At 58.0% G+C, this 15,046-nt stretch carries 16 protein-coding genes; 3 read left to right on the forward strand and 13 right to left on the reverse strand.

Features of this window, described 5'->3' with window-relative positions; genetic code table 11:
- Window positions 1–52: 52 nt before the first annotated feature.
- A complete protein-coding gene (locus ACO0LO_RS08175; protein ID WP_422963715.1) occupies window positions 53–736 on the reverse strand; it encodes a hypothetical protein in 684 nt (227 codons plus the stop codon).
- 889 nt (window positions 737–1,625) lie between these two features.
- On the opposite strand from ACO0LO_RS08175, the gene ACO0LO_RS08180 reads away from it, so the two are divergent.
- On the forward strand, window positions 1,626–1,724 hold the full coding sequence (locus ACO0LO_RS08180) for a hypothetical protein (protein WP_422964111.1): 99 nt from the start codon (window positions 1,626–1,628) through the stop codon (window positions 1,722–1,724).
- Between the two features lie 210 nt (window positions 1,725–1,934).
- Window positions 1,935–2,921 (forward strand): LysR family transcriptional regulator, encoded by a 987-nt coding sequence (locus ACO0LO_RS08185; protein WP_422963716.1) that lies wholly within the window; start codon window positions 1,935–1,937, stop codon window positions 2,919–2,921.
- A 16-nt stretch (window positions 2,922–2,937) separates the two neighbouring features.
- On the opposite strand, the gene ligK is transcribed toward ACO0LO_RS08185, so the two are convergent.
- From ligK to ACO0LO_RS08215, 6 genes are all read right to left on the reverse strand, one after another.
- Window positions 2,938–3,633, reverse strand: a complete 696-nt coding sequence (gene ligK, locus ACO0LO_RS08190) for a 4-carboxy-4-hydroxy-2-oxoadipate aldolase/oxaloacetate decarboxylase (protein WP_422963717.1) — start codon at window positions 3,631–3,633, stop codon at window positions 2,938–2,940.
- Window positions 3,634–3,635: 2 nt separating this feature from the next.
- Window positions 3,636–4,664 (reverse strand): amidohydrolase family protein, encoded by a 1,029-nt coding sequence (locus tag ACO0LO_RS08195; protein WP_422963718.1) that lies wholly within the window; start codon window positions 4,662–4,664, stop codon window positions 3,636–3,638.
- A 23-nt stretch (window positions 4,665–4,687) separates the two neighbouring features.
- The gene (locus tag ACO0LO_RS08200) at window positions 4,688–5,710 is read right to left on the reverse strand and encodes a porin (protein WP_422963719.1); all 1,023 of its coding nucleotides are present in this window, start codon (window positions 5,708–5,710) and stop codon (window positions 4,688–4,690) included.
- Window positions 5,711–5,834: 124 nt separating this feature from the next.
- A complete protein-coding gene (dctA, locus tag ACO0LO_RS08205; RefSeq protein ID WP_422963720.1) occupies window positions 5,835–7,175 on the reverse strand; it encodes a C4-dicarboxylate transporter DctA in 1,341 nt (446 codons plus the stop codon).
- A gap of 95 nt (window positions 7,176–7,270) precedes the next feature.
- Window positions 7,271–8,179 carry a hypothetical protein gene (locus ACO0LO_RS08210; RefSeq protein ID WP_422963721.1) on the reverse strand — a complete coding sequence of 303 codons (909 nt, stop codon included), beginning with the start codon at window positions 8,177–8,179 and terminating at the stop codon, window positions 7,271–7,273.
- On the reverse strand, window positions 8,176–9,048 hold the full coding sequence (locus ACO0LO_RS08215; protein ID WP_422963722.1) for an amidohydrolase family protein: 873 nt from the start codon (window positions 9,046–9,048) through the stop codon (window positions 8,176–8,178). Before ACO0LO_RS08215 ends, ACO0LO_RS08210 begins: the two co-directional genes overlap by 4 nt.
- Window positions 9,049–9,304: 256 nt before the next feature.
- On the opposite strand from ACO0LO_RS08215, the gene ACO0LO_RS08220 reads away from it, so the two are divergent.
- Window positions 9,305–10,516 carry a LysR family transcriptional regulator gene (locus tag ACO0LO_RS08220; protein ID WP_422963723.1) on the forward strand — a complete coding sequence of 404 codons (1,212 nt, stop codon included), beginning with the start codon at window positions 9,305–9,307 and terminating at the stop codon, window positions 10,514–10,516.
- Between the two features lie 11 nt (window positions 10,517–10,527).
- On the opposite strand, the gene ACO0LO_RS08225 is transcribed toward ACO0LO_RS08220, so the two are convergent.
- From ACO0LO_RS08225 to ACO0LO_RS08250, 6 genes are all read right to left on the reverse strand, one after another.
- The gene (locus ACO0LO_RS08225; RefSeq protein WP_394778163.1) at window positions 10,528–10,782 is read right to left on the reverse strand and encodes a DUF2164 domain-containing protein; all 255 of its coding nucleotides are present in this window, start codon (window positions 10,780–10,782) and stop codon (window positions 10,528–10,530) included.
- A 26-nt stretch (window positions 10,783–10,808) separates the two neighbouring features.
- Window positions 10,809–11,378, reverse strand: coding sequence for a DUF5655 domain-containing protein (locus tag ACO0LO_RS08230; RefSeq protein ID WP_422963724.1), 570 nt, complete (start codon window positions 11,376–11,378; stop codon window positions 10,809–10,811).
- Between the two features lie 61 nt (window positions 11,379–11,439).
- Window positions 11,440–11,673: a hypothetical protein gene (locus ACO0LO_RS08235; protein ID WP_422963725.1), complete on the reverse strand. Its 234-nt coding sequence runs from the start codon at window positions 11,671–11,673 to the stop codon at window positions 11,440–11,442.
- Window positions 11,674–11,778: 105 nt separating this feature from the next.
- The gene (locus ACO0LO_RS08240; protein WP_422963726.1) at window positions 11,779–12,930 is read right to left on the reverse strand and encodes a BMP family ABC transporter substrate-binding protein; all 1,152 of its coding nucleotides are present in this window, start codon (window positions 12,928–12,930) and stop codon (window positions 11,779–11,781) included.
- Window positions 12,931–12,998: 68 nt separating this feature from the next.
- Window positions 12,999–13,913, reverse strand: coding sequence for an ABC transporter permease (locus ACO0LO_RS08245; protein WP_422963727.1), 915 nt, complete (start codon window positions 13,911–13,913; stop codon window positions 12,999–13,001).
- A 29-nt stretch (window positions 13,914–13,942) separates the two neighbouring features.
- Window positions 13,943–15,046: an ABC transporter permease gene (locus ACO0LO_RS08250; RefSeq protein ID WP_422964112.1), complete on the reverse strand. Its 1,104-nt coding sequence runs from the start codon at window positions 15,044–15,046 to the stop codon at window positions 13,943–13,945.

Genomic DNA, 15,046 nt, shown 5'->3' on the forward strand with positions numbered 1-15,046 from the left:
CTCTTCTTTAGAAGAAAATCTTGCAAACAAAATATCGTTTGCAAGACTCAGATTATTGTACCGAGTGTGCTATGAGCGTTACGGGGACATGTAGTGGATGTGCAGCGGCTACAGTTGTGCTGGCCGGTATGGCGAAGCTGGCCATTGCATGCACCAATTGCTCAGGATTGGTTTGCTTGACACTAGTTTCCGTAAAGCCGCCTTTACGGATGATGACCGCTTCCTCTATCGGGTAGGGATCTTGAATAATTCCACCTCCACCGTCGCCACCACCACCACCACCACCACCACCACCACCACCACCACCACCACCACCACCACCACCACCACCACCACCACCACCACCCGCGCCTGCCTCCGCGATTGCATAGCCCCCCGGGTACTGTGCAGAAGGCCACCACGGTGGTACTTGGTCAGGCAGATCAGCAACACCTAGCAGCACATCGGATAACGAAGTGCCTCCGCTTATCACTCTTCCGATAGCGACTGCAGTGCTTCCGATGACCGCCCCGACGTAGGCAGCGGCGGTATATGCTGCTGCCGCTGAGAGTGCATCTGAGAGAAAGCCAGCACCTATCAGCTCTTGGATTGTTACATCTGGGCCGAAAGTCTTGATTCCATTGGTGATGGCTGCAGCATTGGAAAGGGTTGCGGCTACCGAGGTGAATACCGAAGATGGCACTGGCATTCCTAAGGTTTGCATATTCTCCGTAAAGTAATCGGTGAATCCAGGCATTGTTCCTCCGAAATAAGATAATTGAATCAGTTAAAGTGACTAGTGCAGAAGCATCGCGTATATGCACAATGCGGCGCATGAGGCATTAAGGATTATCAAATTAATAATCTTTAACGTTTGAATGATATATTGTGTTAAAAGAAAATCAATTAACAAAATGTAACGTAGTGTGCCAGTACAATTTTTGACAACAAAGCTTAAATCGTTAATAAACAAAATTTTAAAAGTAAATAAAACGTAATAAACAAATAATTTTTTGCAATGGAATCTGTGCAAATGTCGATTTCTGTTAAAGCAGGTGGAAAGAAACATTCGCTAGTTTGTCATCGGGAAACGGTTTTTGTTTCGAGCATAAAAACTCGATTGAACTGAAAGGCCGACGCATATGCATCGGTTCTTGTATCCGAAATCGGTCGCCGTAACAAACGTCACGTTTGTCGCGGTGGAACCTAAATCCGACGCCTTTGAGCTTAAGGGGCTTGCCATTGAATGGATCGCAAATCGAAGAAAAGTATCGTGAAGGAATGGGCTTGAATGACTTACGTTGCGTAAATAATAAACGCGGTGCATGGGGGCTAGCTTAAAGGTAACGATCGCAAAGTAGCTACGAAAAAGGAGAGCTAAATTATAACGAAAGTAGAGTTGCGCCTAGCGAGGAATGTTCTGTGAAATAGGTCTAGGTGGACAGACGAAGGTATTTTCGATAACCGAAACGGATACCGGATTTTGACACCGGTCTCAGCGATTACCGGGTATGGAAACGCGGCGACAGTTTGATCTCAAGTGACTCACCAGCCTTCAAATTCTGGGAGTGGTCTGTGCCGTTCATGCTGAACGTGAAGGGGTTACGACGGCTCCTGTGTGATCCGCGAAATGCAACTGTGTGGTTGTGATTGTCGCCGAACCGTTGGCCATCAATGAAGGCTGGACCCAGTTCCAGCCCTGCGAACTGAAGGTGTTCGTGGATGGAGCGGCGTGCGCCATATGAGTCTGGATTGACGCATTTTTCGTGTTGTCATACCTGACACGGAAAATGATGTAGTAGTTCCTCCCTGTGCCTGCATCGTTGGCCTAGCGACGTTGCAATTAAGGCTGTTCACATGCAGAAATTTGGTTTAGGCTAATTAGTACATATTTCATCTGCCCCATAAATCTGTGTTTGTTGGGCTGAATGCCCATCAACCGACACACCTGAATAATGAGCAACCGACCGCACGACCATCTTGACACCAATTTGCTGCGTGTGCTGCACACTTTGCTGGTGGAGCGCAGCGTGACCCGCACCGCGATGAAGCTGGGGCAATCGCAGCCGGCGATCAGCAATATGCTGAAGCGCCTGCGCGAGATTACCGGCGACGCCATCCTGGTCAGGGGCAAGAACGGCATGACGGCCACCGAGCGTGGTGAAGAGTTGCTGTTGCTGGCCAAGCAGGGCCTGAGTGTGATGGAAAGCATTTCCAGCCCTGCGCCGGCCTTCCTGCCGGCGCAGACGCAGAGGGTGTTCCACCTGGGCGCACCTGATTACCTGAGCGTGCTGCTGATTCCGCTGATCATGGAGAAAGTGCGTGAGCAGGCGCCGCATGCAGGGCTGGTCGTGCACTCGCTGAATGCCGGCTTCGATTATTCTTCAGCGCTGGAAGGCGGCGAACTGGATGTGGTGATCGGCAACTGGCCGGACTTACCGCAGCACCTGCACCTGGCGCACCTGTTTGAAGACGAGCTGGTCTGCATGCTGAACCGCGAGCATCCGGTCGTCAAGAAAGGGCTGTCGCTGAAATACTACCTGGAGATGGCGCACCTGGCGCCGACGCCCTATATGATGGGCCACCGCAGCATCATCGACAGCGCGCTGGCCGAACAGGGCCTGAAGCGGCAGATCAAGATGACGATCCCGTATTTTGGCATGGTGCCCTATGTGCTGTCGAAGACCGACCTGATCTTTACCACCAGCCGCAGCTTTGCGATGCACTTCGCCGGCCAGTGGCCGATTGCGGTATTGCCGATGCCGGTACCCATGCCGAAGATGCGCTTCTTCATGCTGTGGCATGAACGTTCGCATGCGGCGGCCGAGGTGCAATGGCTGCGCAAGCTGGTATCGGATTCGTCGCGGGAAATCATGGGCCGCTCGGCCGAAGAGCTGACCGGCGGCATGCTGAATGAACTGAAAGCCGCATGGTGGAAATAGCGGCTGTTTCAGTTCGCTAGTCTACGTAGGTCAGGCCGGCGGCGGCCAGCGCGCCGCGCATATTGTACATATCCAGTCCAAGCACGCCGGATGCCAGCTTGGCGCGTTTGTCCGTCTCATTATTTTCACGCGCTTCCGCCGCGTCGGCCACCTGCTGTGCTATGGCTGCGGGCACGACGACCACGCCGTCCGCATCGGCAATGACGACATCGCCGGGATGGATGGACGCACCCGCACAAACCACCGGAATATTGACAGAACCCAGGGTCGCCTTCACGGTGCCCTTGGCGCTGACCGCACGCGCAAACACCGGGAAATCCATGTCGGCCAGTTCGCTGACGTCGCGCACTCCGCCGTCAATAACCAGGCCCAGCGCGCCGCGCGCGCGGAAAGACGTGGCCAGCAGGTCACCGAAAAATCCATCTTCATTGTCGGTCGTGCAAGCCGCAACGACCACATCGCCGGGCTGTATCTGTTCCGCTGCCACGTGCAGCATCCAGTTGTCGCCCGGCTGCAGCAAGACGGTAACAGCGGTGCCGCAGAGGGCGGCGCCGGTGTACACCGGGTGCATATAGGTTTTCATCAGGCCCACGCGGCCCATCGCCTCATGGATGGTGGCGACGCCGAAGCGCGCCAGCTTGTCCACTGCTGCACGGTCGGCGCGCACGATATTGCGCTTGACGATGCCCAGGTTGTTCATCGCAGTAGTCATGATCACAGTCCTTTCAATGTGAGTGCTGCATCCAGGCGCGGAAATACCCGCCTGGCATTGCCCTCGTACACCTTGTGGCGCGCTGCGGCGTCCAGATGGGGCGTGTTGTCGATGTAGCGCCGGGTATCGTCGAAATAGTGGCCGGTCTCGGGATCGATACCGCGCACCGCGCCTATCATCTCGCTGGCGAACAGAATATTGTCTACAGGGATGACCTTGCTCAGCAGGTCGATGCCCGGCTGATGGTAAACACAGGTATCGAAGAAAATATTCTTCAGCAGATGATCCTGCAGCAGCGGTTTTTTCATTTCCTGCGCCAGGCCGCGGAAACGGCCCCAGTGGTAGGGCACCGCGCCGCCGCCATGCGGGATCAGGAATTTCAGCGTGGGAAAGTCCTGGAACAGGTCCGACGTCAGGCATTGCATGAAGGCGGTTGTGTCGGCGTTCAGGTAATGCGCGCCGGTCGTGTGGAAGCAGGCATTGCAGCTGGTGCTGACATGGATCATCGCCGGGATATCATATTCCACCATTTTTTCATAGATCGGGTACCAGTGCCGGTCCGACAGCGGAGGCGAGGTCCAGTGGCCACCCGACGGGTCCGGGTTCAGGTTGATGCCAACAAAGCCATACTCCTTGACGCACTTTTCCAGCTCCGGGATGCTCGTGCGCGGATCGACTCCCGGCGACTGCGGCAGCATGGCGGCGCCGACGAAATGCTCGGGAAACAGCTGCGCCACGCGGTGGCATAGCTCATTGCAGATCGCTGCCCACGTCGACGACACGCTGAAATCGCCGATGTGGTGCGCCATGAAACTGGCGCGCGGCGAGAAGATCGTCAGGTCCGAGCCGCGTTCCTTCATCAGGCGCAGCTGGTTGGACTCAATGGACTCGCGCAACTCGTCGTCGCTGATTTTCAGTTCCGAAACAGCCGGCATCAATACCGGGTCCGCGATGCCGGCGATCTGACGGTTGCGCCACTGTTCCAGCGCCTTGGGCGCTGTCGTGTAGTGGCCGTGGCAGTCGATGATCATGAAAAACTCCTTTTTTACAAATCCTAAAACCTGCTGTTGACGCCGAAGGTGAATGCATTCGAATCCGGCACGCCGAAGGCATTCAGCGTACTGACAACGGCGTTCCTGTATTGCGTGTTGTCGAACTCGATGTACAGCTTGGTGCGCTTGGACAGCGAATAATCGAGGCCGACAATGGTCAGGCCCTTGCGCCTTGCCTTGTCGGTGGACACCCTGGTCTGGTAGTAGCCGCCGGTCAGGTTCATCAGCTCAGTGATGTTCCAGCTGACGCCGCCGAAGGTGTTGTGTGTGACCTGGTCGGGCGCGGGCACCTTGTTCTTCAGGGTGTCGGACATGTAACCGCCCGATATTTTCAAGGCGCCGATGTTATAGGCAGCGCCGACCAGATAGTAGTTCTCGTTGAAGAATGCGGTACCGGACGCGATGCTGCGGCGGTTATACGAGGCGCCTATGGTCAGGTCGCCGACATAGTATTGCAGACCGACGCCGCGCGCCGAGCCGTCGTTGAAGCTGCCGGCGGTTTCGCCGAACGAGTTTTCCAGTTCCAGCTTGAAGGGGCCGAATTTGCCGGTGTATTTGGCATCATTGGAAAAGCGCGTGCCGCTGGAAGCCTGCGTCAGCGGGATCAGCGGCGTGTAGCGGAAACCGAACGGGTCGTACTCAAGAATGAAATCGTGCGAAATCGTATATTGGCGGCCGAAATCGATGGAGCCGAACGAACCCTTCAGTCCCATGTAGGACTGCCGCTGGAATGGCGTGCCGGTCGTGTTGTCGTAGGAGCCCGTCGCCAGGTTGAAGCCGCTTTCCAGCAGGAAGTGCGCTTCCAGACCGCCGCCCAAGTCTTCGCGGTCGGCAAAGTCCAGCTTGTTCGAATTGTAGAAGCCGTTGGAGCCCATGAAAACCTTGGTGCCGCCGACAGCGTTGGCGTTGGTCTGGGTGCGGATGCCGCCGTCAAGGTCGCCGTAGATGGTGACGTTGGACTGTGCATAGGCGCTTGAGCCTGCTGCGGAAGCCAGCAAAACGAAGGTGTGAGCAAATTTTTTCATGAGAAGTCTCCTGTCATATCGGAATGACATTAAATGTTGTTGTAATGTGGTCTCGAAACCTTGTTCGAATCCCTTGAAGGCGGATCCGGCATGGTTTGCTGTGAAGAAGGCCGTGCTTAGTAACTTATTGGCCGATAACTACTTTTTTGTGGATCGTGATTTCAGGTTCCTTGTAGCCGGAGTCCAGTTCGGCGCGCATCTTGTCGCGGTCCAGCGCCCGTTCCCATCCTGCAACGACAACGGTTGCCACTGCATTGCCGGTGATATTGACGAACACAAATCCGGCCGACAGCAGGCGATGTATGCCCAGGATCAGCGCGATGGACGATACCGGTATTGTATTGGTTGCCGCCAGCGTTGCCGCCAGCACCGCAATTGCGGATCCCGCCACGCCCGCACCGCCTTTTGAGGTAATCAGCAGCACAACCAGCAGCGACAGTTGCTGTTCCCAGCCCAGCGCGGTGTTGGTTGCCTGCGCCAGGAACACTGCCACCGCGGCAAAGTACAGGCAGGTGCCGTCATGGTTGAACGAATAGCCGGCCGGCAGCACCAGGCCCACCACCGATTTTTCGCAGCCCAGCTGTTCCAGTTTTTGCAGCAGCTGCGGAAATACGCTTTCAGACGAACTGGTGCCGATGACCAGCAGCAGTTCAGCCCGGATATAGCGCATCAGCTTGAACAGGCTGAAACCGCTGAAGTGCGTGATCGGCAACAGGATCAGGATGAAAAACAGGCCGCAGGTCAGGTAGAACTCTCCCAGCAGCTTGCCTAGCGACAGCAGGGAGCCGACGCCGAACTTGCTGACAGTGAAAGCGATTGCGCCGAAGGCGGCAATCGGGGAAATCTTCATGGCCAGGCCGATAATCCAGAACAGTCCCGACGAAAAGCTGTCGATGATGTTGAGCATCGGTTTGGCACGGTCGCCGGCGGCGGCGAGGCCAAAACCGAACAGCACCGAGAAGAACAGGATCTGCAGGATATCGCCGCTGGCAAAACCGGATACCAGCGTCTTGGGGATCAGGTTCAGCAGGAATTCGCTCATCGACACGAACTGGTTCGCGTGGGAGATATACGAACTGGCTGCAGTGGTATCAAGCGAAGCCGCATCGATATTCATGCCGACGCCCGGTTGCAGGATATTGATTGTCAGCAATCCCAGCACCAGCGCCAGCGAGGTGATGACCTCGAAATAGATCAGCGCCTTGATGGCGACCCGGCCCACTTTTTTCATGTCGCCGACGTTGGCGATGCCGCTGACAACGGTGCAGAATATGACGGGGCCGACGACCATCTGGATGATGCGGATGAACGCATCGCCCAGCGGCTGCATGGACTTGCCGACGTTGGGATAAAAGTGGCCTAGTGCGATACCGATAGCAATGCCGAAAAACACCTGGAAGGACAAGTCCTGATAAAACGGCCGTCGTCGCTTGGAACGCAGGACGGGCGTAACTTGCATGTCCATGTTGAATTCTCCTCGAATAATTTAATTGTATTGCTGCACCGCTCTTGAATGGCGGCTTTTACTGCGCAGGCTGCATGCCGGGGGCGGCGGGGCGCTTACTGTGCGTCTTCGCCCAGGAATGCGATGCTGTCTGCAAAAATTTCGTCCAGTCCCAGTTTGCGCGGCAACAATTGCTGCGTATTGCAAAAATCCAGGATCATTTCCAGCGGCTGGCGTATTCCGCTTATGCCATCGGGCAGCTTGTTCGGTATTCCGGGCGTAGGCTTGGCGTCGGCCTTGCCCTGCTTGAACATCCGGTACACCGATTTTACGCTGTGCGGGGTTTTTTCAGCGACTTCGCGGTGCATGACGATGACGTGGTTGATCGGCACAAAACGATGCTGTTCATACCATATCCTGTCTGCCTCCACGGGATTGGGAATCAGCGGCACAATGCCTTCGTTGCCGGGCAGGTCGTTGCCGAAGATGGCGGCATCCAGCTCTCCGGCCAGCAGCATGTCCAGCATGTTTTTGCCTTCCGGAGCGTGGGTGACGAAGGCCGGATCTTCGTATTCCGCCAGGTGGCTGCCCTCGAAGGTAATCCAGTTGATGTTCTCCGACAACATGCCGTAGGTCTGCGCCAGGATGGCGCGCACCCACATGCCGGTGGTCTGCGTGTAAGCACGCACGCCCACCCTGGCGCCGGCCAGGTCGGAGATATCCATGTGGCCGCGCTTGGCGTTGTACACGATGCAACCCTGCTGCAGGCGCGCGGCAACCACGGTGGGCAGCATGATCAGCGGCTTGTTATAGGCTTTCGCCTGCAGGTAGGTGACAATTGCCATTTCACTCACGTCATACGCCTGCTTGCGCGCCATCGGCGCAAATGCACGGTGGATGGGCTCTACCTTGACGCAATCCAGCTTCACCAGCGGATCGCTGATTGCGCCCGAAATCAGCCTGTCCGTATGCGCATAATGCTTGATCGCCGTGTCCAGGTGCAATACGCCATTGTCCATCCTCATGGCCGCGCTCCTGCCCATGGGCGTTTCAGTTCAGGGTAGATCGCGCGGGCGGTGTCGCCGAAGATCCAGGCACGGTCTGCATCGGACAGCATTGCCAGGCCGGCCCTGGCCTCCGCCAGCAGCGAGACCAGTGAACCCTCGGCAGACGGGAAATTGGAACCCCAGGCTATGCGCTGCGCACCGAAGGCGGCAAGGACGCGCGGGAAAAAAGCTTCCGGCGTGGATGCGCCGCGTGCCGATTCGGCAATGGTGCGGTTGGTCAGCTTCAGGTGGACGCCGGGATGGCTGGCCAGGCTGAACAGCGGTGCGGCTGCGTCGTAAGGAGGGCCGCCGGCGAGGTCGGGACGGGCCAGATGATCCAGCAGTACACGGCTGCGCGGAAAGCGGGTCAGCATGTTCAGCAGCTTGGGGATGCCGGCTGCTGTCATTTGCAGGCAGATAGACACGTTGTTGTCCTGCGCATATTCCCACACAGGGAATGAACGCTCATCGTCCAGCCAGCCAGCCTGGCCCGGCATTGTCGTGCCGGTGGTGAACAGGCGCAGCCCGCTCAGGCCCTGGTCCAGCCAGTATTTCAATGTTGTCACCGCATCGGGCGCCAGCACGTCGATGGAAAATACGCCGTTGAAACGGTTTGGATGGGCCTTTATCGCTTCGACAACATAGCGGTTGTCGTTGCCGTAGGCAGTGGACGCCTGCACTACCATGGCGCGTGCGATTCCTGCCTCATCCATTGCCGCCAGCAGCGTGTCGTAATCCGCTGGACGGTGTGCCGACCAGTCCGACTGGTGTCCGCCGACCGGGGCCAGAGGAAAACGCACATGATCGGGTGAAATCGCATGGGTGTGAGTGTCGATAATGTCGTACATATTGTGAAGCTCCCATAAATTTTTCACGTGGAAGCTGCAGCAAAACCACGCTGGCGTTGTTGCTTCTCCTAGCCGTACTAGCCTACCGTCTTCGTCGTTGCGCCTAGCCAGCGTGGTTTTGCTGCAGCTTCTTATAAATTGCAGTGGAGTGTATGTGAGCTACATTTTTTAAACCAATTTTAACTACGCCATTTGGCATAAATTTAAGTTAAGCTTATATTTTGTGTCAGTAGCTTGTACGACAAGGAAGAGCGATATGAACGATGAAGGTGTTCGCCTGCGGCGCCTGTTTTTTTTCGATGCCGTATGCCGCGAAGGGGGAATCAGCCATGCGGCTGAAGCGATAGGGCTGACCCAGCCGGCCGTCAGTCTGGCCATAAAGAAACTGGAAGACAGCTTTGGCGCGGTCTTGTTTGAACGCGGTTACGGCGGCAGCGAACTGACGATGGAAGGTTCCTTGCTGCATCGCCGGGTGCGCAGGATGCTGGACCAGATGGAGGCCGCCGTGGCTGATTTGCTGAGCGGGGCCAAGGCGCGTGCGCTGGACGCCGGCGCGGTGTGCCGGCACCTGACGGATGCGCAGATACGCTGCCATATCGCCATTGCCCAGCTGGGTTCGGCGGTGGAGGCGTCGCGCAAGCTGGGCATTTCACAGCCGGCCGTGCACAAGGCGGCGCGCGAACTGGAAGAGACGGTCGGGGTGACGCTATACCGGCGGCGCGTGCAGAGCGTTGCGGCAAATCCGGTCGGCGTGAAATTTGCCCGCCGGCTCAGCTTGGCGCTACAGGAGATCGGCCAGGCCGTCAGCGACCTGGCGTCGGCACGCGGCCTTGCCAGCGGCCAGGTGTCGGTAGGCATGTTGCCCTTGTTGCCGCAGCGTTTGCTGGCGCGCGTGATAGGCCGGCTGCGCGAGGATTACCCCGATGTCGCGGTGACCATCCATGAAGGTTCGCACGCGCGGCTGATGGACGATCTGCAGTTCGGCGCCATCGATGTCATCGTCGGTGCATTGCGCGAGCCGCGGCTGCAGGGAGGCGTGGTCGAATCCGATTTGTTCACCGACCCTTATGCAGTGGTCGTGCGCCGTGGCCATGCACTTGCCGGCCGCGCGCGCATCAGTGCCAAGGATCTGATTGCCTACGGCTGGGTCGTGCCCCAAAAGAACATGCCGCGCCGTCGCGTTGTTGAAACGATGCTGGCAACCTTGCCGCAGCGGCCGCGCGTCGTCGTGGAAACCAGTTCGCTGGCGATGATGATGGCAATGCTGGAAGAAAACGATTGCATCTCCCTGTTATCGCGCTCGCACATCCTGTATGGCAGCTACCGGAACGACGTGGTGGCGCTGAATATCGACACGCCCGAAGCAGAGCGCACCGTCGGCTACACTACGCGGACAGACTGGCTGGCAACGCCGGTGCAGCATGCCTTCATCGAATACCTGAAGGAGCAGTGCCGGCGGGATCACTGACATCGAACGGACTAGGACTTCTTGTTCCAATAGGAAAATTCGCTTTCATAGCAGTTGCCGTCCATCTCGGCGACCTTGTCCTGCATATGCGACTGCGCATCGCGGATCGCCTGGTTGTAGACGCTGGCGCCTATCTCCCTGACGCAAAAATCCAGCAACAGCCGGGCTTTGAGTTCGCCTATGCGTTCGTCCATGTTTTCGCCGACGTAGCGCTGTATCGATGCGATCAGGCGATCTTCGACTTCTTTTTCAAGTTTGATGCTCATTGGTATAAAGGTAATGGGTGATCGGTTTAGCCTGCATTCGCGTAGGCTTGCTTCATCCATGCGACCAGCTCTGCATCCACTTCTTCAGGCGTACCCAGCCTGAGCTTGTAGTTGCACATGCCGCCGGCGGCTTGTTCCACCAGCCGTTCGCTGGGTGGCAGTTCCTTGATGTTCAGGCCCAGTTCCACGCGGGTATTGGTGGCGGGTCCCAGCATGGCGAACTGCTTTTTACGGCGCAGGCTCAGATAGGTTTTCTTGGCGGAGATTTCAAATTCCCCGAATGCCGCCAGCTTTTCCATGACAGCATCATGGATGGGCCTCAGTGCTGCCTTGGGGCCGATGTAGAGCTCGTCGGCCGAGTTGTCGCTGCCGCCGCTTTCCTCAGCGGATGCGGTATCCGCCTTCAGCACATGGTGGGTCAGCGTGTTGGCGTCGCCGTGGCCCAGGCCCAGCGTGGTCTTCAGGTAATCGCGTATTTCGCCGTGTTTGGCATAGCCGCTGTCTTTGGCGATCCTGCTGAGTTGCGCGAGCGATTTTCCGGTGCGCTGCTGGATATTGGCGAGTTGCGTGGCGACGGCGTCTTCTACTTTTCCCATGCTGTTCTCCCTGTGAATCTTAAATTATTCTGCGAATTAATCTTCAGACTATCCAGACTATTTACTGCATGGCCTGCAGGAAAGGCGCATACACGGTCAGCGCTTTCTTGATGACGGCCGGCGTCAGCGACTCTTGTTCGCGTAGCACTTCCTGCTGGTGTTCCTCCAGCTCGGCCAGGGTCTCGTCATCGGGGCTGGTGCGTGCGCGTTCGTGCTGCAGTTGTGCCAGCAGCAACTGATGGTATTCAATCAGGGTTTGCCGGGCCTGTTCCGTTGCTGCTTCATTGTCTGACATTATTTTTTCCTGTTGGCTTGCCATATGGGCAGTATAAACGATAGGCCGGCAAACAAAAACGGCCGGCTGCAACAGCCGGCCGTTCCGGTAAACAAGCAGCTGGTATCAGCCCGGTACCTTGCCTTCCACGCCTTCTACGTAGAAATTGATGTCATGCAGGAATTTGTCGTCGGCGACTTTATCCTTGGGCAGCACTTCCTTGCCGGTATTGTCCTTGATCGGGCCTTTCCAGATAGGCGCGCTGCCGTCGATGACGCCCTGGCGCTTGTTGGCGATGCTCTTTTTGATGTCTTCGCTGAGGCTGGCATTAAAGGCTTTCAGGTCTATCATGCCTTCCTTCAGGCCCCACCACGTCGTGTCGCTTTTCCAGGTGCCGGCCAGTGCTTCGCCCACGCGCTTGTTGTAGTACACGCTCCAGTCGATGACCGATGCCGCCGCATGGGCCTTGTCGCCGAACTTGCTCATGTCGCTGTCCCAGCCGAAGGCATAGACGCCTTTTTCCTGCGCGGTCTGCACCACGGCGGCGGAATCGGTGTTCTGCATCAACACGTCCACGCCCTGGCCGATCAGCGTGATCGCCGCTTCGCGCTCATTGCCCGGATCAAACCATTTATTGACCCAGACCACCCGTGTTGTCACTTTTGGATTGACTGATTTCGCGCCCAGCGTGAAGGAGTTGATATTGCGCAGCACTTCAGGAATGGGCACCGATCCGACGATGCCCAGCTTGTTGGACTTGGTCAGCTTGCCTGCGGCCACGCCGGCCAGGTAGGCGCCTTCATAGGTACGCACATCGTATTGCGCCAGGTTGTCGGCGGTCTTGTAGCCGGTGGCATGCTCGAACTTCACGTCCGGGAAATCCTTGGCCACTTTCAGCATGGCTTCCATGTAGCCGAAGGTCGTGCCGAAAATCAGCTTGTTGCCCTGGCTGGCCAGATCGCGCATCACACGTTCCGCATCGGCCGCGCTTTCCGGGATATTTTCCACGAACGAGGTCTGCACCTTGTCGCCATACTTGGCTTCCACAGCCTTGCGCGCGGCATCATGCGCAAAGGTCCAGCCGGCATCGCCCACCGGGCCGACATAGACGAAGGCCACTTTCAGCGGCTCGGCTTTTTTATCGGAGGGAGCAGCGGCAGCAGAGGCCGGCGCGGCGGAAGCGGCAGGCTTGGCTTCCTCTTTCTGGCCGCAGCCGAACAGGCTGAGCGCGGCGACCGACAGTGCGGCTGCCAGCGTATGTCGACGGGTGAATTTCATGGATGCTTTCCTTGTAATAGATAAATGGGACTACCCAAATGTACGACGGACTCAAAAAGGAGTGGGACCTAACCCGGACGGAAAGGCTTGCCCAGCGAAGCCGGCATATTCAGGCGTATCCAGTCGGGATTACGCGAGATCAGCACCAGCACCACGATAGTAGCGACATACGGCAGCATCGACAGGATCTGCGAGGGTATCGCTATGCCTATCGCCTGGAAATGGAATTGCAATATGGTTACGCTACCAAACAATAGCGCGCCGAGCAAGACCCGCGCGGGGCGCCAGGTGGCAAAAGTGGTCAGCGCCAGCGCGATCCAGCCGCGCCCGGCCACCAGGCCTTCGACCCACATCGGCGTGTACACCAGCGACAGATAGGCGCCGGCAATGCCGCAGCAGGCGCCGCCGAACAGCAGCGCGGCAAAGCGTATGCTGCGCACCGGGTAGCCCAGTGCATGCGCCGATTCCGGCGATTCGCCGACCGAGCGCAATATCAGGCCGGCGCGTGTGCGGTACAGGAACCAGACAATGGCCGCGCACAGCAGCAGGCTGAAATACACGATCCAGTGATGGCTGAACAGCGCCGTGCCGACAAAAGGCAGGCCGGACAGGTAAGGAATGGGGGTCAGCTTGCCCGCCAGCGACATGCCGACAAACGATTGTCCGACAAAAGCCGACAAGCCGGCGCCGAAGATGGACAGCGCCAGCCCGGTCGCCACCTGATTGGTTGCCAGCACCAGCGCCAGCCACGCAAACAGGCTGGACATCAGCATGCCGGCCAGTGCGCCGGCGGCGAAACCCAGCAGCGGGCTGTGCGTATGGTAGCCCACTGCAAAACCGGCAATGGCGGCGACCAGCATCATGCCTTCAGCGCCCAGGTTCAGTACGCCTGCACGCTCATTGATCAGCAGGCCGAGTGCGGCGATCAGCAAGGGGGTGCCGGAGTTGATGGAGGCGGCGACCAGCGCTGCAATATTTTCCATGTCTGTCTTTTCTCTGTCTGTTCTACTTCTCAGGAAATGCCGGGCATGCGCGGAGTCCGCCGCAGCCGATAATTGATCAGTGTGTCGCAGGCCAGCAGCAGGAACAGCAGCATGCCCTGGAACAGCCCGGTAATGGCCGAAGGCAGGCCCAGCCGCGATTGCGCCATCTCGCCACCCAGGTAGAACAGCGACATCACGAGGCCGCCGAAGATCGCGCCCACCGGGTTCAGCCGGCCGATGAAAGCGACGATGATCGCGGCAAAGCCGTAGCCCGGCGAGATCGACGGCAGTACCTGGCCTATCGGCCCGGCCACTTCAAACGCCCCGGCAATGCCGGCAAAGCCGCCGGAAATCAGGAGCGACGTCCATAGCGCGCGGCGGCTGGAAAATCCCGCATACCGAGCCGCCAGCGGCGCCAACCCGCCCACGGTAAGCCGGTAGCCGGCAAAGCTGCGGAACATGAAAACCGACATCACCGCGGTGGCGGCCAGCATCACGGCAAAACCGATATGCAGCCTGCTGCCGCTGAACAGCCGCGGCAGCAGGAACTCTGCCGAGAACACGCGCGACTGCGGAAAATTCATGCCGTGCGGGTCTTTCAACGGGCCGTTGACCATATACATCAGCAGTAGCTGCGCGATATAGGTCAGCATCAGCGACACCAGGATTTCATTGGCGTTGAAACGGTCGCGCAGCAGCGCGGTAATGCCGGCCCACAGCGCGCCGCCGACAATGCCAGCGAGGCTGGCCAGCACCAGCACTGCAGCGCCGGATAGCACAGACGAACCATTGTCAAAAAACAGTATCGTACTGCCTGCCGCCAGCCCACCGGCAATCAGCTGGCCTTCCGCGCCTATATTCCACACGTTGGCGCGGTAGCATACCGACAGGCCCAGCGCGCACAGCACCAGCGGCGTGGTCTTCAGCAGCAGTTCGGAGATGGCGGCGCGGCTCTTCAGCGGCTCCAGCAGAAAAACCTGCAGCCCGGTCAGCGGATTCTTGCCCAGCGCCAGGAACAGCAGGGCGCCGAACAGCAAGGTCAGCACCAGCGCCAGCAACGGCGACAGATATGCCATGCGGCGGGAAGGGCTGGCGCGCAGTTCCAGCCTGGCGGGCCATAGCACGGACGACAT

It is taken from the genome of Undibacterium sp. TJN25, from assembly GCF_049339885.1.
Classification (GTDB): Bacteria; Pseudomonadota; Gammaproteobacteria; order Burkholderiales; family Burkholderiaceae_D; genus Undibacterium.

Coding starts and splice junctions, on each gene's coding strand:
- ACO0LO_RS08225 (WP_394778163.1), bottom strand. CDS start 10,782: ATGAGCATCAAACTTGAAAAAGAAGTCGAAGATCGCCTGATCGCATCG.
- ACO0LO_RS08240 (WP_422963726.1), bottom strand. CDS start 12,930: ATGAAATTCACCCGTCGACATACGCTGGCAGCCGCACTGTCGGTCGCC.
- ligK (WP_422963717.1), bottom strand. CDS start 3,633: ATGACTACTGCGATGAACAACCTGGGCATCGTCAAGCGCAATATCGTG.
- ACO0LO_RS08185 (WP_422963716.1), top strand. CDS start 1,935: ATGAGCAACCGACCGCACGACCATCTTGACACCAATTTGCTGCGTGTG.
- dctA (WP_422963720.1), bottom strand. CDS start 7,175: ATGGACATGCAAGTTACGCCCGTCCTGCGTTCCAAGCGACGACGGCCG.
- ACO0LO_RS08210 (WP_422963721.1), bottom strand. CDS start 8,179: ATGAGGATGGACAATGGCGTATTGCACCTGGACACGGCGATCAAGCAT.
- ACO0LO_RS08195 (WP_422963718.1), bottom strand. CDS start 4,664: ATGATCATCGACTGCCACGGCCACTACACGACAGCGCCCAAGGCGCTG.
- ACO0LO_RS08235 (WP_422963725.1), bottom strand. CDS start 11,673: ATGTCAGACAATGAAGCAGCAACGGAACAGGCCCGGCAAACCCTGATT.
- ACO0LO_RS08230 (WP_422963724.1), bottom strand. CDS start 11,378: ATGGGAAAAGTAGAAGACGCCGTCGCCACGCAACTCGCCAATATCCAG.
- ACO0LO_RS08215 (WP_422963722.1), bottom strand. CDS start 9,048: ATGTACGACATTATCGACACTCACACCCATGCGATTTCACCCGATCAT.
- ACO0LO_RS08245 (WP_422963727.1), bottom strand. CDS start 13,913: ATGGAAAATATTGCAGCGCTGGTCGCCGCCTCCATCAACTCCGGCACC.
- ACO0LO_RS08250 (WP_422964112.1), bottom strand. CDS start 15,046: ATGTCGTCCGTGCTATGGCCCGCCAGGCTGGAACTGCGCGCCAGCCCT.
- ACO0LO_RS08175 (WP_422963715.1), bottom strand. CDS start 736: ATGCCTGGATTCACCGATTACTTTACGGAGAATATGCAAACCTTAGGA.
- ACO0LO_RS08200 (WP_422963719.1), bottom strand. CDS start 5,710: ATGAAAAAATTTGCTCACACCTTCGTTTTGCTGGCTTCCGCAGCAGGC.
- ACO0LO_RS08220 (WP_422963723.1), top strand. CDS start 9,305: ATGAACGATGAAGGTGTTCGCCTGCGGCGCCTGTTTTTTTTCGATGCC.